The organism is Ruegeria sp. CDSB013 (genome assembly GCF_059611165.1).
This window is the reverse complement of sequence record NZ_JBXWPA010000006.1, coordinates 133,360-153,105: the sequence shown is the minus strand read 5'-3', so window position 1 is coordinate 153,105 and position 19,746 is coordinate 133,360. Positions and strand designations below refer to the sequence as shown.

Below are 19,746 nucleotides of genomic sequence, written 5' to 3'. Positions count from 1 at the left end.
GGCCTTTGCGTGCGCCTCTTTTTGATTGGCGAAACAGCTTTGTTGTCCGCAGAGCTACCACCCGATCATGGAAGATGCTGCACTTGCGCCTACGTCCACTTCTAGGAACGATGCAATGCAGTGATGGAGGCATCGACGACCGTCGGCTTTGGGCCGTGCTTGAGGTCATCAAAATGGTGGCCAGGGGCCTTGCAGCGCTATCTCTGATGACGGCTTTGGAACCCTGAGCTGCCGTAATCACACTTCGATCTTTTGCAAGTGCGGCACGTCGCGATCCGCGCATTCCGGACGTTTAGAACGAGTTGGCAGGAAGCAGGTGAGCGGAGGAACACAGACGTTCGGCTGAGTTCATATGTGAGAAAAAATGAAGACGAATTTCGTTTCTGCGCCTTGCGTCGGGCGATTGAAAGTAACCGCTTAATTGCTTCTGCAAAGGTAAACCGATGGCGAGAACAGCGGAAAATAATGTACTTTGTCAGAAAGCCAATTTGCTGATGTGAGGAACGTCGTGACCTCTGAGAACGCGCTAATTTATCTGTCTGACAAGGATCTCGGGGGTTTGGGCATCCAAACTTCTGAAGTTGCCGATGCCATCGAATCCGCCCTAGTAGCCAAAGTAGAAGGAAAGCTTCGCGCTTCTCCGAAAACAGTCATCTTGCCCGGCGACGGGCGCTACGCAATGTCTACCTTAGCAATGGGAGATGATGGTTTCATCGTGACCAAGCAGGTCACAGTGTGTCCGGAAAATCCGGCAAGTGGTCTTCCCGCGATTAACGGTGCAATCATGGTTATGGATGCGCAAACCGGACTACTTCGCGCGGTCTTGGGAGCGAATTGGATTACAGCAGTCAGAACAGCGGCTCTGTCAGTGGTGGCGGCGCGTAGGCTTGCTGACCCTCATGCCGAGACCGTGGCTTTTGTGGGCGCGGGTGTGCAAGCGCACGCCCATCTTGCTGCGTTTTCAGATCTATTTCCCTTGAAACGAATCCGCGTGTTCGGGCGAGGTAAGGAGAATGCCGACAAGCTTTGTCGTTATGCACGAAGCCTGGGACTGGACGCTGAATCATGCACCAGTGCAAAAGGCGCCCTGAATGATGCAGATCTGATAGTGACATCGGTAACTTTGGACTACTCAATCGAACCCTTTTTGGACGGCCGATGGCTGAAACCGACTGCCTTTGCGGCGATAACGGATGTCTGCATTCCGTGGATTCCAGCAGGTATGGCTGCTTTCGAAATGGTAATTGTCGACGACCGGCTACAGGAATTGGAAAGCGACAAGCCGATGTTGCCATATAAGAAAATTGCTGGCGATTTGGCGGAATTGGTCACCGGTAAAGTCGACATTCGCCTGCGCAACAAACCGGCCGCTTTTGCATTCAGAGGGATTTCATTGGGGGATTATGCTGCTTCGGTTCTCGCGGTTCGCCGGGCCTCCGAAATGCCCGTGAAGTGATACCAAAGACATAAATATGCACTTTGAAATAAAAGTTGAAAGGCTCGCTTTGGGCGGTCGTTCTCAGCAATCTGACTTGTACAGCAAATTCACATTTTGTGCCTTTGATCTAGTAGTCAAGATCTCTCATAAACCGGTGGCGACGCATCGGGGAAACAGGCCAATCGCGTTTCATTCGCTTTGAACAGCGGATGTCACGTCTCCGACGACTCCGGGTTTCAGGGGCGGATGCAAACCCAAAAAAAATTGCGTCGAGCGTACCGGGTGACTGACATATGCGACGTGACATTGCAGGTTCCTTTTGTGTATGTGTCAAGCTTGGCTCGTCTCAGGGAACTCGGCCACGGACGTGATCCGCCTGAACCCGTAAGTCATCCATAAGTCGCTTGGGCAATCACCCAATTTTAGGCATATTGATAAGCAGCGGCACGACCATTTCGGAGACAACATGACCGCCCCTTCGTCCATCTTCGCCGACAAGCTTCGAAGCCATCGAGCTCGCAACGGTATCGACGGCCGCATGTCACAGGAACAATTGGCTGCTTTGCTGGGATTAAGTGTAGATGCGGTCAGCAAATATGAGCGATCACTGTCGTACATCCGAGGTGACCTGGAGCACCTTTTAGTAGAAAAACTCGGATGGACGCGGGATGAAGTTGTGGCTTGCCGCGAGGATTGGGAAAGCCGTTCGAGTAGAACGCATGCGTCCTACCGGGTTCTTCGCGAACATGAAGTGGCGCTGGAATACGGATCTATCGAGTTTGCCGATGCCGCCGTTCAGGCCTTGGAACTCGAAGGTGCTCATGAGTTTCCCGACGGGTTTTCCGCCTGCGACCCCATCTGGGCGGAGATCTTAAAGGATGGGGCGATGTCCGGCGTATATGTCATGATTGGAGATGAGTTGGCCGCTCATATCTCGCTTATTTTCCTGGATGAAGACTTGGAAACCAAGTTCCGTGAGTGCCGGCTGGTTGAAGCCGAATTTAGTCTGGAATCCCTTCGACGCCCGGTTCTTCCTGGCGACTATTTCGGCTATTGCGCCGGCGTCTACATCGCGCAGGGGCATCAAAATTCTGCGCTTCATCTGCTAAATGGGTTTGTGAAAGTACTCGAAGATCTCGTGATAAGGGAAGTCTATCTAAAAGATCTAGCCGCCATCGCCGCAAGCCCAATAGGGCATCAGCTGTGCAAGGATCTGAGTTTCCAATTCATCGGCCCACACGTTGACGCTACAGGTCTCGAATTCTGGCACCTCGCCGGGGAAAACATACTCTATTCTCTCTTTGCTCGACGCAGCCCTATGCTCAAGAAGGCATATGCTGACCGTTTCGAAAGTACTTAACTACCGTCTGACAATTTATCGTATCGATAAAGTCCAGCTCAACGGTTCAACCCTAGGTGTTTCGTGAAACAGCATTTTGTGAAACGCTACGTTGATGTGGCCAAAAAACCGAATGTCCGGTTCGGGCTGACTGCGTGCGTGGGTCGCCGTAGGCCCAATGTCAGGTTGTTCGCGGTCCAGACTTCGTTTGGCCTTCCTGCTTTGCGCTTGCAGCGAATGTCTCCTTCTGACGGTCCGCACTGCAGCATCGCTAATCCTCGGGCAATGGCAGCAATTGGCCGGAGCATTATTGCATCAGGCATCTGTCATATGCTGGACCAGTGAGGTCAGCTGTCTGTCGCAGTAGCCATCGTCCCAAGCCGTTTTGGTGCGGTCATGCATCAACTGGATGAAATCAGCGGGCGCATTAAGTGAGAGATAGGTCTTCAACGCATCCTCTTGCGCCATCGCGTAAACCTTCAGGGAAGCTTCCGCACTGTCGTAATCCTCAAACGGAACAGTTCTGGCAAAGAGATCATGGTAGTCATTGACCAGTTTGATCGTGGCAGGGAGTTGGTCGGCATAAACCTGCATCGGGATGCCCGCTTTTTGGCAGACAAGTGCACCGTAGATCATTCCGAACATGAACCCCTGTCGAACCGTGAAGAGGCCGGCAAAGAGCGCGGCAAGTGCAGTTGGTTTCTCTCCGACATGGGCGGACTTTCCACCCAGTTCTCTGATGATACTGCCATAGCGGTCCCAGGTTCCGGCACTGCCCACCGTAAGGATTGTGGTTTCGTCACCACCAATGCCGGAAGGGTAGGCATTGATCATGCCCAGCATGTAGCCAGCCCCCTGTCCCTCAAGGATGGCGACCAGTCTATCGGCATCCGAGGTATCGCCCGTGCTCATGTCACAGATGGTCTTACCCTTTAGCGAGACGCTCAGCCCGTTGACCAGTTCAATAGTTTTCTTGTGGCTCTTGATACAGATGATGACAAAATCAGACGCCGCAATAGCATCATTCGGTGAAGAGCAGATCGTGGCTCCAGCCTCAGCAAAAACCTCTACCTTTTCCGATGTGCGGTTCCAAACGCTGACTTCGTGGCCTGCCTTGAGCAAGCAATGCGCCAGCGCTGAGCCCATATTGCCCAGTCCCAAAACAGCAATTTTCATGATGTTTGTCTCCGATGGTCGCCAATGAATTACTGCACCAGCATGCGCCGGCATCGGGGGATCACATAGTTGTAAATTATTCTATATTGTTAGATGATCTTACTTATGGATTGGCGCACACTTCCCTCTTTGACATCTCTCAGAGCCTTCGCCGCCGCTGCCGAGTTTCGAAATCTGACCCGGGCGGCAGAGGCACTGAACGTGACCCATTCCGCAGTCAGCCAGCAAATCCGCGGGCTCGAACAACATCTCGACACTCGGCTTATCACTCGTACCCGACATGGCATTTCTCTGACATCGCAAGGCGAATTCCTGTCAGCTGGCCTGCTTGAAGCCTTCGCTGAAATGGCCTCCGTGACCGAGAGCGTGTCGAGTGCAGAGGCGGTTCGACCGTTGGTGGTTAGCGCGACTCCGATGTTTTCAAGCGCGTTCCTTATGCCGCGTCTGTCGACGTTTATTGACGAATTCCCCAATATCGAGTTGAGGATCGATTCAACGATCCAAGCTGTCGACCTCAAGCCGGGCGGAATTGATATGGCCATCCGATATGGAACAGGTCGCTGGCAAGGGCTTGTCTCGCAGGTGCTGCTGCCAGGCTGTCTGACGGTCGTCGCGTCCAGCGAACTCATCGGAAACCGGGTGCTCACGAATCCTGCAGAATTGCTTGATTTCACACTTCTTCAGGAACAAGGGTCAGTCGAATTTGACCTGTGGTTAGAAAAAGTCGGAATTCCGACCGACGCCGACCGGAGAGTTGTCCGCGTGCCGGGCAATATGCTGCTGGATGGCATCCGTCGCGGTGATGGTATCGGGGCGACGGTACCGGCTTTTGTTTCTGACGAGTTGAAGTCGGGACAACTCGTGGCGCTGTTCGACGATCCAATACCGCAGATCGGCTACTACCTTGTCACGTTGCCGGGCCCGGTCCGACCAGCGGCAAAGCTGTTCATGCGGTGGCTCTCGAAATCAATTACCGAATATGAGAAAAGCCTTTTCCGATGGACGCCCTCTCACTTGCTGTAGGCAGTAAAGAGCACCGACTACAGTCAAATTGGGTCTGACATACCGTATACGACTGTGCGTACAGGGCGCGAATTGGCGCCGGATATGATCATGTTCCCGCAACTTGGCGTTCATAATCCACACCATCATACCAACCGAGCGATTTGGTGACGTTCAGGTTGTCGTCTAAGTCCCATTCTTCCCAGCCCGAGAAACGAACATGGTTGCCAGTCTCTTTATGATGGCCTTCGAAAGTCCACGCATAGACCATATGGTGATCGGCGACGAGAACCGCGTCGAGGCTAAGAACGAGGTCAGGGAAGTCAGCCATAAATCCCGCCGCCATGTCGCCAATCTCCGCCTGGCTCTCCATTGGGTCGCCACCGTTCATTATCATGATTGTATGTTCAGCATATCTTCCGGCGACATCGCCAGGTGCCCGGTTTGTCCAAGCAGCGCAATGGTCTTGAGCTATGCGGTGGGCGGTTTGTACATCAGGTGTCATCTATATCTACATGTCCTAAAAATCGCGAAAAATATGGTTACAGAAACGTTAGTCGGGTCTCTGAAAGCAATCAAGTTTGCTAAACAGCGCATCTCAACGTTTGCAGGTTTGTTTGCCTCACTGCCATCCGCTCATTGAAATTTCTGCGTTTTGAACGAACGGCAGCTTTCGGGAAGCCGATAGGTGAACTCTGAGAGATATCGAATGTCGGCTGTGGGCCGCCAACGAATGCGGCCCGTAGTAGTCAGATTTCAATGGCCTCTGCTATGGCAAGTGCATCCTCAAGCTCAACACCGAGATACCGAACGGTGCTGTCCATCTTAGTATGCCCAAGCAAGAGTTGTACCGCGCGCAGATTGCCTGTCTTCGTGTAAATTTGAGTGACCTTTGCCCGCCGCATTGAATGTGTGCCATATGCGCTTGCTTCCAAACCTATCGACGTGACCCAATCACGCACGATCCGCGCACACTGGCGCGTTGAAATGTGTAAACGCTCATGGAAACGCCTTGGCCAAAGGTATTCAGATCCGACCATGAGATTGTCTTCCATCCACCTTTCGACTGAGCTTCGAGTTCCTTCAGAAACCTCGAAACGGACCGGCTTCTGAGTTTTGCTTTGCAACACCGAAGCCCGCTCCTTGACCTGACTAGAAGCCATGATGTCTACGACTTTCATTTTCACCAAGTCACAGCCGCGCAACTTACTATCGATGGCCATATTGAAGAGAGCGAGGTCGCGATGGTTCACTGCGAGTTCTAACCTTACTCGAATTGCCCAGACGTGTTTGGGTTTCAACGGCCGTTTCTGACCGACGATGCGTCCCTTGTTCCAAGCTGGGCGAAGAGCGCGAATGGCAGGTAAGTTTGGTGTGTCCATAACTGATCCTCCGATCCGCCATGCCCGCCCACAACGACAACCCGACGTTGACGAAAGAGGATATCACAAGATGCCGCGTTGCCGCCGAGGTTGGCCGTGAGCCCTACCTCTCAAATGCCGCAAAGTGAAATTCTGGTAGGTATGCCAATAGCAGACCATGGTCGCAGTAAGGCATGCTTATCACCGCAGATTATACAGGACAGAGTTACTTACGCGCTGCGGGCGCCAGCGTCAAAGACGGAGTACATGCACCGAACATTGAGCGTGTCGAACGACGAAAGCGGCTGTTGAACCCAAAAAGAACTCTTTCATTCCAGGTTTGTGCGAAGCAAGGACGATACAATCGATGCGATGTTTGTTTGCGTACTCGGTGATTGCTCGGCCAGCTGATTGGCTCTCGATCAAGACCGAAGAGATTTCTGCTTCTTCTTTCAGGCGTTCAGCTAAGCGTGTCTTTGCTTTTTGAAAGGATTTTTCTGCAATCCCTTCATCCATATAGTACATTACTTGTCTGTTTGGTGGTTCGTGAATATGTGCTGCTGTGATTTTTCCGCCTTCGGATACAAGGGCATGTGCCGCGGACAATGCATGTTCACTGATGCCGTGTTCCAGAGACAGCGCGACTAGGATATTTTTGTACATTTCAGACTTCTATTTTCAGATTTAGGATTTCCGCTGCGAACTAGTCTCTCCCACGTCATGGTTGAGAGAGCGCCCTTGCACCCCAATCATTGGAGTGGGGTGCGTGCATTTTGTCTTGTGCGTTGGCGCTTTCCGCCCATTATCTGCTGAGCAGGAGGTCAGGCAGGAAGAGGGCTAACTCTGGTACAAAAGTTGTCAGCATCAACGTCGGCAGCCAGGCAAAAACGATGAACACCAAAGTCGGCCAAAGCATACGCGAAACCGGTTCATCGCAGACCTGAGCGCCAAGATAGAGAAGCGGCGCTGTAGGTGGAGTGATGTTGGCCATAACCAGGTTCACGCCGATCTCAGCCGCAAAATGGATCGGGTCCATGCCAGTGCTCTGCGCAATGGGCAGCAAGATCGGTGTCGCCAGAAGCAGACCCGAGATATCGTCCATCAGCATCCCGATCAGGATCAACACGATGTTGATCATCAACAGAACCACAATCGGATTTTCAGATACTGAATAGACCATTTGTTTTGCCAGCTGTGGCGCACCTTGCGCAATAAGGTTAAACACGAATGGCAACCTTCGCGACCATGCGGAACTAGCAGCAATCTGTTGGGTGCAGTGTATGGATTTTTTCCATTGGAAGCGCGGGTTGCCAAACAGGGTGGATCGTGAGACCCAACCTGCGTCATGTCGGCTTCACAAGCTTATTGGAAAGTTTGATGTATATTTGTGGATGTCTCGATAAGTGCTTGTTCGATGGTTGCTCTTTGCCGTGCAAATCGTGTCGTTGGCACTGGAATTGAGATCGCGTGCAGATCTCCGACCCAGTCAACGAAAGAAAATCCGATCGCCGACACGCCGACAGAATGCTCGTCCAAATCATAGGCAAGGCCCTGTTCGCGGACCGTATTCAGTTCGGAAAGGAAGTCATCCAAATTCCTTTGGATACCATTCCGTTCCCATTCGTTTTGAATGAGTTTTGTCGCATCTCCTTCATCGAGCTGAGCGAGACAAGCTTTCCCATTCGCAGTGGTGGTCAGCGGAAAAACCTCGCCCACTTGCGAAACGGTCGTCAATCGATAGACGCCTGGGACCTGATCTAAGAAAACCATGCCGATACCGCGCATGACGGCGAGGTCTGTGGTTTCCCCGGTCTTTTGGGTCAGCTCCGTCAAAAGCAGCCGGCAATGTTCGACGATGCTGTACTGCGCAGCACCCGCGAGAGCGCTTAGTTCGGGGCCGAGCCTCAAGCCACCCCCGTTTGCATCTGCTATGACAAGTTTTTCTTCAGCAAGTGCGCTTGTGATTCTCTGTACCGTAGAGCGGGGCAGGCCAACACGCTCTGCAATTTTCCCCAAGCTCATTCCGGATTGATTTTCTTTCAGAACACGCAAAATCGAGGCCGCTCTGGAAATGACCTGAATGCCACCTTTATCCGCTTTTTCAGACATTTAACCTACCTAATCCTGTCCTGGCATCGTAATTTCGGATACCTGGTAATTTATTAGTGATGTACCACAATGCGGTGCAAGTCAACCGTATAGTGAGTTTTTAGTTGACCGTAATGCGGTGCGCATGCATCATCATACGGGACAGGTGGGGAGGCCACCCAGATATTAGAAAAGCGAACACCGCCGCGTTGTCGGCGAACAGAGGAGATATGCCCAATGGTCGAAATCCGCGGCATTGAGTTTCAGGCAAACACTGACAATGACATGGGGCTTGAGTTTTACAACCTGAGCCACAGATACGGGTTTCAGTGCCCCAACTGGCCGTATTTCAAGGACGTCCAGATCGACCGAAAGCACTACATGGCCAAGTCAGGCGTGTTGTCTCAGACGATTACGACGACCATGCACGTGACCACTCATATTGATGCACCGGCCCATGTCGTTCAGGGAACGCCGTTCATCGACGAGGTGCCGCTGCCGCATTTCTTCGGTACGGGATTGGTCGTCTCGGTTCCCAAGAAGAAGTGGGAGCAAATCACGGGAGACGATCTGGAGAAGGCTTGCGGGCACGCAATCCGCAAGGGCGACGTTCTGATTATCAACACCGGTTGGCATAAGCAGTACGAAGACGGTGACTACTTTGCTTATTGCCCGGGTCTCGTTCCTTCCGCTGCTGAGTGGATGATCGAGAAAGGCGTGAAAGTCGTTGGCCACGACACCCAGGCAAACGATCACCCTCTGGCAACGGCCATTGGCCCGCAGCGTAACGGTCCGATCCTGCCGCACCTTGAGAAAGAGTATCTTGAATGGTCAGGCGGCACCCCCTGGGAGGTTGACTTCCCCGAGTGGGAACCGGTTCACAACATGCTTTTCTCTAAGGGTATCCTCGGCATCGAAAATGTCGGTGGTGATCTGGATGCGGTGACCGGTAAGCGTTGCACCTTCGCGTTCTTCCCTTGGAATTGGGACCGTGGCGACGGCTGCATTATCCGATTGGTTGCGATGATCGACAAGAACCAGTCCTACCGTATCGAGGCTGGCGAAGAGTTCTGAACACTCACGGACCGGTCGCCGGTATTCCGGTGGCCGCCACTAAACCTGAGCGGAGACGGATATGTATCTGAAGCGTTTTCAAGACGCCCAACCCTACGAAGCACCGAACCACATTGGGTGTCATGGGCTTCGCTTACAGGGGTTTGAAGAAGGCGGGCCGACAAATCAGTGGATTGGCTTGAGCCAGTTCCTACCAGGCGGAGGTGCCGGGCCGGACTCTACGCCTTTTGAAAAAGTCTACGTCGTTCTGGAGGGTGAAATGACTGTCATCGTTGACGGCACAGAAACCATCCTTGGGCCCATGGATAGCTGCACGATCGCACCGGGCGAAATACGCAAAATTGAAAACCGCACCAACCACACCTGCAAAATGCTGGTGGTCATTCCGTATCCGCCAGAAAGCTGAGGACGAAAAGAATGTCTGATCCACTCAAGATGTTTGACGTTAATGAAAACGTCGCGCTGATCACCGGAGCCTCGGGTGCGTTTGGCATGGTTGCTGCGCGCGTTCTGGCTAGCGCTGGGTGCAATCTGGTTCTGGCTGCGGGCAATCAGGACGCGCTCGACGAGATTGCCAAAGAGTGCGAGGCGCTTGGTGCGACCGTCGTTGCGGTGAATACGCGCCCGTCCGATGAGGCGTCATGCGACGCATTGGTCGATGAAGCGGTCAGCACCTTTGGCAAGCTGGACATTCTCGTCGTCGCGTCCGGCATGAACAAAGTCGCTCCAATCAACGAAATGGCTCCCGAAACCTTCGATGCCGTGATGGATGCCAACGTCAATCAAAGCTGGTTGCTCGCGCGTTCGGCTGCGAAACAGATGAAGGTCAGCGAATACGGCAAGATCATCTTCGTCAGTTCCGCTCGCAGTATCCTTGGCCACCCGGCTGGCTATACTGCGTATTGCGCCTCAAAGGCTGCAGTAAACGGGATCACCAAAGCCTTGGGGTGTGAGCTCGGGCCGACTGGAATTACCGTCAACGCGATTGCTCCGACAGTGTTCAGGTCTCCTTTGACAGCTTGGATGTTCGAAGACACCGACGAAGCGAAGGCAGTGCGCGATGGCTTCCTGACCCGTGTTCCCAAAGGACGACTAGGTGAGCCAGAAGACCTGGCGGGTCCGCTTTTGTTTCTCGCGTCGCGAGCATCTGATTTTTACACCGGGCATATCCTTCATGCCGACGGCGGATATACGGCGGGTTAAAGAATGGTGCGCAAGAAACAGCGGATAGCAGTAATTGGCGCGGGGCTTATGGGGCACGGTATCGCCCTGACCATAGCAAAAGCAGGTCAATACGTTGCCATCACGGATCCCGTTGAAGAGGCGCGAGCCACCGTGCCCGACCGCATCCGCGCCAGCATGGCCGCGATGGGGGATGACGAGGTTACAATCACAAAAACCCTAAAAATGATTGAGATCTTTGCGACGACTGAAGGTGCGGTTCGAAACGCCGATGCTGTATTCGAAGCGGCGCCGGAAAAGCTGGAGCTTAAGCAAGCGATTTTTGCTGAGATTGAAGCGCACGCACCAGAGACCTGCATTCTCGCATCAAATACTTCGGTCATGCCGATCACTCAGATCATGTCTGGGCTGCGGCTAAAAAACAGGGCCCTCGGAACACATTGGTGGAACCCCCCGCACATGATCCCGTTGGTTGAAGTCATCAAGACGGAATGGACGGACCCCGAGATCGCACAGACGATGTTCGATCTGCTGAAGGACGCTGGAAAGACTCCGGTGATGGTCGAAAAGGACGTACCGGGTTTTATTGGCAACCGCCTTCAGCATGCGCTGTGGCGCGAAGCGGTCAGTTTGGTTGAAAACGGAATTTGTGACGCGGAAGCTGTTGATACTGTGATCAAGTCCAGCTTTGGACGGCGGCTGGCGGTCCTCGGGCCGTTAGAGAATGCTGATCTGGTTGGCACCGACCTGACGCTCGATATCCATGAGAATGTATTACACGACCTTGAGACGCAAAAAGGCCCTTCATCCTACCTGAAGTCGCTTGTTGAAGCGGGCAAGCTAGGCATGAAGTCAGGCGAAGGCTTTAGGAAATGGGCCGAGGGCGAGGCGGATCAGGTTCGCCAGCGCGTTGCGACACATCTGAAAAATCTCGAGAAGACTTTGTAAGATCAATCAAACACTGGCGGGAGGCCGGTGAAGGGAGGACGTAATGACAAGGACTTTCAAAACGGCCACGAGGCGCAGTTTTATTGCCGGGGCTACGGCGGCAATCGCTGCTCCGGCCATCCTCCGGGCAACGCGTGCCTATGCGGCAAACCCGACGCTAAGGATTGGCAATGTCAGCCCACGTACTGGTCCACTGGCTGGTTTCGCGGAGGCCGACGAATACGTGCTTCAAGCCATACAGCAGGTCTATTCGGCTGGGTTGGATAACAATGGCAAGACCTGGAATGTCGAGATCATCTCGAAAGACAGCCAGTCCAACCCGAACCGAGCAGCCGAGGTCGCGGCAGATCTGATCTTGGGTGATGAAGTTGATATCATCGTGGCGGCGTCAACTCCGGACACAGTAAATCCTGTCGCCGATCAGGCAGAGATAAACGAAGTTCCTTGCATCACGACCGACTGCCCGTGGCAGCCTTACTTCTTTGGCCGCAATGGTGTTCCGGGTGAGGGGTTTGAAACGACCTATCACTTCTTCTGGGGCCTAGAGGATGTGATCGCAGCGTTCCTTGATATGTGGGACAAGACTGGCGTGACCAAGACCGTGGGCGGTCTTTTCCCCAACGATGCTGACGGTAATGCTTGGGGCGATGCGGAACTGGGACTGCCAAAACCGCTGGCCGCCGCTGGCTACACGCTGACCGATCCCGGTCGCTATCAGCCGTTATCCGACGACTTCTCAAACCAGATCGCTTCGTTCAAGGCTGCTGGTTGCGAAATCGTCACTGGCAACATGATCCCGCCAGATTTCGCTACGTTCTGGAGCCAGGCTGCCCAGCAAGGGTTCAACCCAAAGGTCGTTACCATTGGCAAAGCACTGCTGTTCCCATCGGTCATTGAATCGCTTGGCGACCGTGGTGACGGGTTGTCGACCGAGGTCTGGTGGTCTCCGCATCATCCTTTCTCGTCCTCACTCACCGGCATTTCTTCGAAAGACCTTGCCGAAGGTTACACGGCGGAGTCGGGCCGTCCTTGGACGCAACCGCTCGGCTTTAAGCACGCACTGTTCGAGGTCGTCGCAGATGTCATCAAACGGGCGGATGATCTGGAAGACCCGTCTTCGATCATTTCCGCAATCACGTCCACGAACCTAAACACAATCGTCGGGCCGGTGAACTGGGGTGATGGACCCATGAACAACGTCACCAAAACTCCGCTGGTCGGCGGTCAGTGGCAAAAGTCCGGCGACGGGTATGAGTTGCAGATCGTTGCAAACAGCACTGCGCCCGAAGTTCCGATCACGGCAGATATGAAGCTGTTGGGCTGACTAGACGTTCGGCGCCGATCTTGGCGCCGAACCCTCTATCCGAGAGAAGCATGACGACAATCTTGAGAATCCAAGACCTGAGCAAGGCATTTGGCGCGGTCACTGTCGCCGATGCTATGAGCTATGAGGTCCAGCAAGGCGAGGCACTCGGGGTAATAGGTCCCAACGGTGCCGGTAAAACCTCGATGTTCAATCTGATCACTGGGACGCTCAAATCCAATTCCGGGGTGATAGAATTCAGTGGGCAGAACGTCACAAAATGGAGCGCCGCAAAGCGGAGCCATGCAGGCATCGCGCGTTCTTTTCAGGTTCCGCAGCCGTTTTCGGGAATGACTGTTTTCGAAAACGCAATGATCGCAGCCACGCAGTCGGCCGGCTTGCATGGGCATCAGGCTGAGCGCTTTTGTCTGGAGATTTTGGACCAAACGGAGCTTATGCCCAAGGCAAACGTTCTAGCGGGCAGCCTGACTTTGTTGGAACGCAAACGCCTGGAACTGACACGCGCGCTTTGCGCTAAGCCCAAACTTCTGTTGTTGGATGAGATTGCCGGTGGTTTGACCGAAGCTGAGTGCAAGTCACTGGTTCAGACCATCAAGGACATCCACGCGTCTGGCGTCACCATTATCTGGATCGAACATGTCGTTCATGCGCTGCTGGCCGTTGTTGACCGCCTGATCGTTATCGACTTCGGGAAGAAAATCGCCGAGGGCGCGCCACAGGCAATTATGGAAAGCGCTGAAGTCAAGGAAATCTATCTGGGGATCGAAGCCGATGCCTGACTCAATTCTTCAGATACGCGGTTTGAACTCCTACTACGGCGATTTCCAAGCGCTCTATGATGTCGAATTGGACGTCGGCGAGGGAGAAGTTCTGGCAATCATTGGTGCAAACGGCGCAGGCAAGACGACCCTGATGCGGTCAATCACCGGGTTGCTGACGAACGGAGTGGATCAGATTCACTATCGAGGTCAGGATATCAGCCGGCTTCGCGCAGACGAGGTTGCAGAACTTGGCCTCGCCATGGTTCCAGAAGGTCGCCAGTTATTCCCTTCTTTGTCAGTCAAAGAAAACCTGATGATCGGAGCCCAAGTTGGTCGCTCGGGCCCTTGGGATCTGAAAGCTGTCTATGATCTGTTTCCGATCCTTGAGGAGCGCAAAGATCAGGCATCAACATCGCTTTCGGGCGGTCAGCAGCAGATGGTCGCCATCGGGCGCGCATTGATGGCCAATCCTGATCTGATCCTGTTCGACGAAATTAGCTTGGGGCTGGCACCGATCATCATCAAAGACATCTACGACGCTTTGCCCGGCATTATCGGTGAGGGCATGAGTGCGATCATCGTCGAGCAGGACATAACGAGGGCACTGTCGGTCTCGAGCCGGGTCTACTGCCTGCAGGAGGGGCGCGTTTCGCTGGAAAGCACGTCTGACACCGTATCGCGTGAAGATATTTCACGCGCGTATTTCGGGATCGAATAATATGGAATGGCTGAACGCTATCGTGCAGGGAACACTGCTGGGTGGGTTATACGCGCTGTTTGCCGCGGGTCTGTCGTTGATCTTTGGGGTCATGCGGCTCGTCAATATCGCCCATGGCGATTTGATCGTGCTGGCCGCGTATCTCGGGCTGACCGTAACGACCGCGACAGGGATGCACCCGATTGCCGCGTTGGTGATTGTCGTTCCCGCAATGGCGCTGATTGGGTATACCCTTCAACGCGGTCTGCTTAACCAAACTCTGGGCGAAGATATTCTTCCACCGCTGCTTGTGACATTCGGGCTGAGTGTAATTATCCAGAACGGGTTGCTTGAGATCTACACTGCCGACCCTCAAACATTGAATGCTGGCACCCTGGAAACAGCAAGCGTCGCAGTGGGCGGAGTGACCCTTGGGATATTACCGCTCCTGACCTTCGGGATTGCGATCGCGGTGATCTGGGGGCTGCAATGGACCTTCTATCATACAGCTTTGGGACGTGCATTCCGGGCCGTTTCAGACAATCAAGACATCGCCCAGCTCATGGGTCTCAATCGTCGGCACATCTTTGGCTTGGCCATGGCGCTGGCCCTCGGTGTGACAGCGATCGCCGGTATTCTGCTTGGCATTCGGACAAGCTTTGATCCTTCAATTGGAGGCGGTCGCCTGATCTTTGGCTTTGAGGCCGTTATCATCGGTGGGCTTGGCAACCTTTGGGGTACATTAATTGGCGGCGTTATCCTTGGCGTCGCGCAAACCATCGGAGCCAAGATTGATCCGGGTTGGCAAGTGCTTGCCGGACATATCGCTTTCCTTGTCATTCTTGCCGTTCGTCCGAACGGCCTCTTCCCGAGGGTTTCTGGATGAATCTGCAAGATTATTCCGTATCTCGATCATCAAAGGCAGCGCGAGCTGCCGCGATCCTGGCCGCAATCGGTTTGCTTGTTCTGGTTGCAGCGCCCTGGTGGGCAGGCCGCGCCGACATGCGCTTGATGGGAGAGCTGTTTCTCTACCTGTCCCTCGCCACTCTTTGGAACCTCATGGCGGGTTACGCTGGTCTCGTCTCGGTTGGTCAGCAGGCCTATGTGGGCTTCGGCGGCTATATGCTCTTTGCGCTTACAATGTTGGGCGGGCTGAACCCATTGGTTGCTATCGCAGCCGCAGGCGTGCTGGGGGCTTTGATCTCGATCCCGGTTGCTGTTCTGATCTTCAGGCTTCGGGGCGCATATTTTGCCATAGGTACCTGGGTCATCGCTGAAGTCTTTCGGCTGAGCTTTGCACAAATTTCTGCGCTTGGCGGGGGATCGGGATCTTCGCTACCCGTCGCCATCGTCAAATCTTTGGCGTCCGGTCGCGCGATGCGAGAGGCGCTGAGCTATTGGCTGGCGCTCGGAGCCGCTGTGCTGGTGGTGACGGCCGTGTATCTCTTCCTGCGCTCGCGCCAAGGTTTGGCGTTGACGGCAATTCGCGACAACGAATTGGCCGCCGGTAGCCTCGGCATCGATATCTGGCGCACGAAGTTCATTGTTTACGTCGTCACGTCGGCGTTCACGGCGATGATCGGCGCGCTGATCTTCTTGCAAAAGTTGCGCATTTCGCCGGATGCGGCGTTCAGCGTCAACGACTGGACCGCCTTCGTCATCTTCATCGTCGTAATCGGCGGCATCGGTACCATCGAAGGACCGATCATCGGCACACTCGTCTTCTTTGCGCTGCGCGAAACGCTGGCCGACCTTGGGACAACGTACCTCATCGTTCTCGGAGTGGTTGCGATTGTCGTCATGCTCAAGGCGCCGAAAGGCATCTGGGGCGTGATCCGTAGCCGTTTTGATCTGCAACTTTTCCCGCTGGGCTATCGCGTAAAGCACATCGGACAATCCAAGGAAAACTGAACTCATGGCCCGTCAGAAAAAGACTATCATTACATGTGCTGTAACAGGAGCGATCCACACACCAACGATGTCGGATGCACTCCCCTACACCTATGATGACATCGCACGGCAGGCGATCGAGGCCGCCGAGGCCGGAGCGTCGATCCTGCACCTGCATGCGCGCGACCCAAAGGACGGTTCTCCATCGGTTGACCCGAATGATTTTGCGCCTTTCCTGCCGCGCATCAAACAGGCTACCGACGCAGTTGTGAATCTATCGACCGGTGGATCGCTGACTCTGTCTATTCAGGACCGGATCAATCCGGCTAAGACCTTCAGTCCCGAAATGTGCTCGATGAATATGGGTTCGATGAACTTCTCGTTTCACCCATTGGCCAATCGGTATGGCGACGACGACTGGAAGTTTGATTGGGAGAAAGACTATGTCGCGAACTCCGATCAGAACATCTTTCGCAATACGTTCCGGGACATTCGCGAGGCGGCGGAAACGCTTGCGCCTCATGACATCAAGTTCGAACACGAATGCTATGATGTCGGGCATTTGTACAACCTGAAATTCTGCATGGATATCGGACTGTTCAAGGCACCTATTTTCATTCAGTTCATCTTTGGCATCCTCGGCGGCATTGGACCCGAAGTCGACAATCTGATCTTCATGAAACGCACGGCAGACCGTCTGTTCGGTGACGACTATCGGTGGTCGGTCTTGGGCGCAGGAGGAGCACAGATGTCCCTTGCCACGACGGCAAGCCAGATGGGCGGCAACATTCGCGTCGGTCTTGAAGACAGCCTGTTCATCTCTCGTGGAAAACTGGCCGAAAGCAATGCTCAGCAAGTCGCCAAAATTCGAAGTATTGTAGAAGATTTGGGCAGTCAGGTCGCAACTCCCGACGAAGCGAGAGAAATTCTGGATTTGAAAGGAGGAGGCCGCGTCGCATTCTGAGGCTAGGGTGACAGGCATCAACTCATATCGAGCGACTTGTTTGTTTGAAAATTTCGAAACACCGAGGAGATTGAGCCATGCGACTGGAGATTTTGACATTCAGCGCGCTTATGGCAGGATTTACGGCCGTTCAGGCTCCTGCGCAGAACGCAGCGGCTCAGGACATCACCGATCTTTTGCTCAGCAACCGGTCCGCCGACTGTGCGGACTATGCGGGCGTGTATTCCGCTTCAGTGGAAGACGTCACCCGCCAGCAACGTTTTAACTCCGAAATCGAAATCTCGTCTGATAGTCAGCACTGCACTTTCAAGACCAATGGCATTCCTAACCATGATTTCAATGGGCCTACAGCCAACTTCGCCAACGATGTGAGGGAATTGTCAGGCACATTCCGGATTCCTAGGAACCCAGAAAAAACGGACAGTCAAGCTGCGCTTTCACAACGTAGCTATGACGCATTACTGCTCAACGGTGTGCCGGTCGATTTGCTCTCGGCCGGGTGTTATCGCCCAAGCGGCCCACGTGCAGACAAGAATGGCAACGTCCTTGCAGGGTGTCGGGATACTGATCCCTGGTTGCTCGACCCGCCGTCTTACGATCAGTACTTTGGCGTAGACCTCCACAATGCCCACGCCCAGCCAGACGGCAGGTATCACTATCATTCCAATCCGAATGCGCTGTTTCTGGATCACGACCTTGATAAGCCGTCACCAGTTATCGGCTTCGCGGCTGACGGATTTCCGATCTATGGTACGATATTCAAAGACAGCGATGGTACTATAAGACCTGCGATTTCCGGCTACCAACTCAAAACCACGCCTCGGCCTGCGCCGCCTACCGGGCCGGGTGGTACTCCGGACGGGACGTATATCGACGATTACGAGTTTACCGGGACGGGCGATCTGGATGAGTGCAATGGCATGACCGTTGATGGCCAGTACGGGTACTATGTCACCACAAGCTACCCGTGGGTGCTCAACTGTTTGGTCGGAGAGCCTGACAGCTCATTCGACAAAAGGTGATCGTTAGTCCTTATTTCTGAGGCGCAGTTTCGGCCTATCCTGGATTTATCCAGACACCTGGTGTTTCCCCCGCGATACTAGCAATACGGCCGAATTGCTCGCAATTCTGATCTTATTGGGTTTGCCATCTGTTTAAAGCGGTCACAGTGGTTCATTTAATTTGCGACTGCCGCCTTGGCGCTTATGTCAGGTGTTCTTTGCAAGCATGGTCAAAGGATGAATTCAGGCAGGGCTAGGTGATTGTGCTGGCTATATACTGACAAGCTGACCACTCAATCAGAGAACGCTTCACATAACTCCCACAGGACGCTCGTGTTTCGGTGTTGTTCAGTAAACAGCCAGTGGTCTTGTACCCCGCCAATGAAGGCTTCTGTTAACGATGATGTCTTTTTTGCACCCAAGCCTTTAGCCAAGCGTTCCTTTCAGCTTCTCTGATCATGAGAGATAGAATACTGGGGCTTCAAATGACTTGGCCCCGGTAAACTGTGCGTTGCGACGAAGCTATGAAAACACAATGCTCGCTTCGCCGTGCGCTGTAGTTACTTCAGATAAGTGTTGAACCAATCAATGGTGCGGTCCCAGGCTAGGTTTGCCATTTCCTCGTCATAACGAGGCGTGCTGTCGTTATGAAAACCGTGGTTGGCATTTTCGTAGATGTAGGCCTCATAAACCTTGCCGTTGGATTGCAGAGCGGCTTCAAAATCTGGCCAACCTGCGTTGATGCGGTCATCAAGCTCTCCCATCTGAATCAGCAGCGGTGCCTGAATTTTGGCTACATCTTCGGCTGCTGGCTGGCGGCCATAGAACGGCACACCCGCCGCCAGTTCCGGGTAGGCCACCGCAATTGCGCTGACCACACCACCGCCATAGCAGAAACCCACAGCGCCAACCTTCCCGGTGCAGTCTTCTCGGTTCAATAGGTATTCAAAGCCATTGAAGAAATCATTCATCAGCGCGACCCGATCGACCGTCTTTTGCAGCTCGCGCCCATCAGCATCGTTGCCTGGGTATCCGCCAACTGACGTCAGACCATCTGGAGCCAGAGCCATAAAGCCTGCTTTCGCCAAGCGTCGCGCCACATCTTCGATGTAGGGATTAAGGCCGCGGTTTTCGTGGATCACCAGCACCGCGGGCAGAGGCTCGTCCACACCAGCAGGTCGGACAAGGTAGCCCCGTACGTCGCCGGTCCCATTTGGCGAGGGATAGGTGATGTAGTCTGCATGGATATCGGGATCGTTGAATGACACCTGCTCGGCCAATGCATAGTTCGGGCTGAGCATGTTCAGCAACGCGACCGCAGATAAACCACCAACTGCGAACTTACCTGCGCGGTCCAGAAACTGACGCTTGGTTATTTTGCCGTGCGCGTAAAAATCGTACAGGTCCAGAAGTTCCTGGTCGAAGTCTTTTGCCGTCATGCGAGTCATGGTCAATCTCCTGATGAGGTGGCGGTTAAAGCCGTAGGGTATTTTAGATCAAA

The 19,746-nt window shown here is 53.8% G+C and carries 20 protein-coding genes and 1 pseudogene; 14 read left to right on the top strand and 7 right to left on the bottom strand.

Going from position 1 to position 19,746, the window contains the following annotated elements; all coding sequences use genetic code 11:
• The first annotated feature begins 472 nt into the window (after positions 1 to 472).
• Entirely contained in the window at positions 473 to 1,456 is a 984-nt protein-coding gene (locus AC2FJF_RS12535; RefSeq protein WP_496725702.1) for an ornithine cyclodeaminase family protein, read from the top strand.
• A gap of 448 nt (positions 1,457 to 1,904) precedes the next feature.
• Positions 1,905 to 2,798 carry a helix-turn-helix domain-containing protein gene (locus tag AC2FJF_RS12530; protein WP_496725701.1) on the top strand — a complete coding sequence of 298 codons (894 nt, stop codon included), beginning with the start codon at positions 1,905 to 1,907 and terminating at the stop codon, positions 2,796 to 2,798.
• A gap of 294 nt (positions 2,799 to 3,092) precedes the next feature.
• Here the strand turns inward: AC2FJF_RS12530 and AC2FJF_RS12525 are convergent, their stop codons facing one another.
• Positions 3,093 to 4,007: an NAD(P)-dependent oxidoreductase gene (locus tag AC2FJF_RS12525; protein ID WP_496725700.1), complete on the bottom strand. Its 915-nt coding sequence runs from the start codon at positions 4,005 to 4,007 to the stop codon at positions 3,093 to 3,095.
• Between the two features lie 75 nt (positions 4,008 to 4,082).
• Here AC2FJF_RS12525 and AC2FJF_RS12520 point away from each other — a divergent pair, with 75 nt between their 5' ends.
• Positions 4,083 to 4,976 carry a LysR family transcriptional regulator gene (locus AC2FJF_RS12520; RefSeq protein WP_496725699.1) on the top strand — a complete coding sequence of 298 codons (894 nt, stop codon included), beginning with the start codon at positions 4,083 to 4,085 and terminating at the stop codon, positions 4,974 to 4,976.
• A gap of 88 nt (positions 4,977 to 5,064) precedes the next feature.
• On the opposite strand, the gene AC2FJF_RS12515 is transcribed toward AC2FJF_RS12520, so the two are convergent.
• From AC2FJF_RS12515 to AC2FJF_RS12495, 5 genes and pseudogenes are all read right to left on the bottom strand, one after another.
• Positions 5,065 to 5,460 carry a nuclear transport factor 2 family protein gene (locus AC2FJF_RS12515; RefSeq protein ID WP_170337324.1) on the bottom strand — a complete coding sequence of 132 codons (396 nt, stop codon included), beginning with the start codon at positions 5,458 to 5,460 and terminating at the stop codon, positions 5,065 to 5,067.
• 244 nt (positions 5,461 to 5,704) lie between these two features.
• Positions 5,705 to 6,337, bottom strand: a complete 633-nt coding sequence (locus AC2FJF_RS12510; protein ID WP_496725698.1) for a tyrosine-type recombinase/integrase — start codon at positions 6,335 to 6,337, stop codon at positions 5,705 to 5,707.
• A 231-nt stretch (positions 6,338 to 6,568) separates the two neighbouring features.
• Entirely contained in the window at positions 6,569 to 6,979 is a 411-nt protein-coding gene (locus AC2FJF_RS12505) for a universal stress protein (protein WP_496725697.1), read from the bottom strand.
• A 139-nt stretch (positions 6,980 to 7,118) separates the two neighbouring features.
• A pseudogene (locus AC2FJF_RS12500) lies at positions 7,119 to 7,535 on the bottom strand (TRAP transporter large permease subunit); the annotation flags it as partial.
• A gap of 143 nt (positions 7,536 to 7,678) precedes the next feature.
• Positions 7,679 to 8,425: an IclR family transcriptional regulator gene (locus AC2FJF_RS12495; RefSeq protein WP_496725696.1), complete on the bottom strand. Its 747-nt coding sequence runs from the start codon at positions 8,423 to 8,425 to the stop codon at positions 7,679 to 7,681.
• A gap of 216 nt (positions 8,426 to 8,641) precedes the next feature.
• Here AC2FJF_RS12495 and AC2FJF_RS12490 point away from each other — a divergent pair, with 216 nt between their 5' ends.
• The 11 genes from AC2FJF_RS12490 (at position 8,642) to AC2FJF_RS12440 (ending at position 18,266) form a co-directional block, all read left to right on the top strand.
• Entirely contained in the window at positions 8,642 to 9,478 is an 837-nt protein-coding gene (locus AC2FJF_RS12490) for a cyclase family protein (protein WP_496725695.1), read from the top strand.
• A gap of 61 nt (positions 9,479 to 9,539) precedes the next feature.
• A complete protein-coding gene (locus AC2FJF_RS12485; RefSeq protein WP_496725694.1) occupies positions 9,540 to 9,884 on the top strand; it encodes a cupin domain-containing protein in 345 nt (114 codons plus the stop codon).
• Positions 9,885 to 9,895: 11 nt separating this feature from the next.
• Entirely contained in the window at positions 9,896 to 10,681 is a 786-nt protein-coding gene (locus AC2FJF_RS12480) for an SDR family NAD(P)-dependent oxidoreductase (RefSeq protein ID WP_496725693.1), read from the top strand.
• 3 nt (positions 10,682 to 10,684) lie between these two features.
• Positions 10,685 to 11,608 (top strand): 3-hydroxyacyl-CoA dehydrogenase family protein, encoded by a 924-nt coding sequence (locus tag AC2FJF_RS12475; RefSeq protein ID WP_496725692.1) that lies wholly within the window; start codon positions 10,685 to 10,687, stop codon positions 11,606 to 11,608.
• Between the two features lie 43 nt (positions 11,609 to 11,651).
• Positions 11,652 to 12,932 carry an ABC transporter substrate-binding protein gene (locus AC2FJF_RS12470; RefSeq protein ID WP_496725691.1) on the top strand — a complete coding sequence of 427 codons (1,281 nt, stop codon included), beginning with the start codon at positions 11,652 to 11,654 and terminating at the stop codon, positions 12,930 to 12,932.
• A 50-nt stretch (positions 12,933 to 12,982) separates the two neighbouring features.
• Positions 12,983 to 13,711 (top strand): ABC transporter ATP-binding protein, encoded by a 729-nt coding sequence (locus AC2FJF_RS12465; RefSeq protein ID WP_496725690.1) that lies wholly within the window; start codon positions 12,983 to 12,985, stop codon positions 13,709 to 13,711.
• Positions 13,704 to 14,411 (top strand): ABC transporter ATP-binding protein, encoded by a 708-nt coding sequence (locus AC2FJF_RS12460; RefSeq protein WP_496725689.1) that lies wholly within the window; start codon positions 13,704 to 13,706, stop codon positions 14,409 to 14,411. The genes AC2FJF_RS12465 and AC2FJF_RS12460 overlap by 8 nt, the downstream gene beginning before the upstream one ends.
• Position 14,412: 1 nt before the next feature.
• Positions 14,413 to 15,276 carry a branched-chain amino acid ABC transporter permease gene (locus tag AC2FJF_RS12455; protein WP_496725688.1) on the top strand — a complete coding sequence of 288 codons (864 nt, stop codon included), beginning with the start codon at positions 14,413 to 14,415 and terminating at the stop codon, positions 15,274 to 15,276.
• Positions 15,273 to 16,301, top strand: coding sequence for a branched-chain amino acid ABC transporter permease (locus AC2FJF_RS12450; RefSeq protein ID WP_496725687.1), 1,029 nt, complete (start codon positions 15,273 to 15,275; stop codon positions 16,299 to 16,301). The genes AC2FJF_RS12455 and AC2FJF_RS12450 overlap by 4 nt, the downstream gene beginning before the upstream one ends.
• 4 nt (positions 16,302 to 16,305) lie before the next feature.
• Entirely contained in the window at positions 16,306 to 17,244 is a 939-nt protein-coding gene (kce, locus tag AC2FJF_RS12445; RefSeq protein WP_496725686.1) for a 3,5-dioxohexanoate:acetyl-CoA acetone transferase, read from the top strand.
• A 77-nt stretch (positions 17,245 to 17,321) separates the two neighbouring features.
• Entirely contained in the window at positions 17,322 to 18,266 is a 945-nt protein-coding gene (locus AC2FJF_RS12440) for a YHYH protein (protein WP_496725685.1), read from the top strand.
• Between the two features lie 539 nt (positions 18,267 to 18,805).
• Here the strand turns inward: AC2FJF_RS12440 and yghX are convergent.
• A complete protein-coding gene (gene yghX / locus AC2FJF_RS12435) occupies positions 18,806 to 19,693 on the bottom strand; it encodes a YghX family hydrolase (RefSeq protein ID WP_496725684.1) in 888 nt (295 codons plus the stop codon).
• Between the last annotated feature and the right edge of the window lie 53 nt (positions 19,694 to 19,746).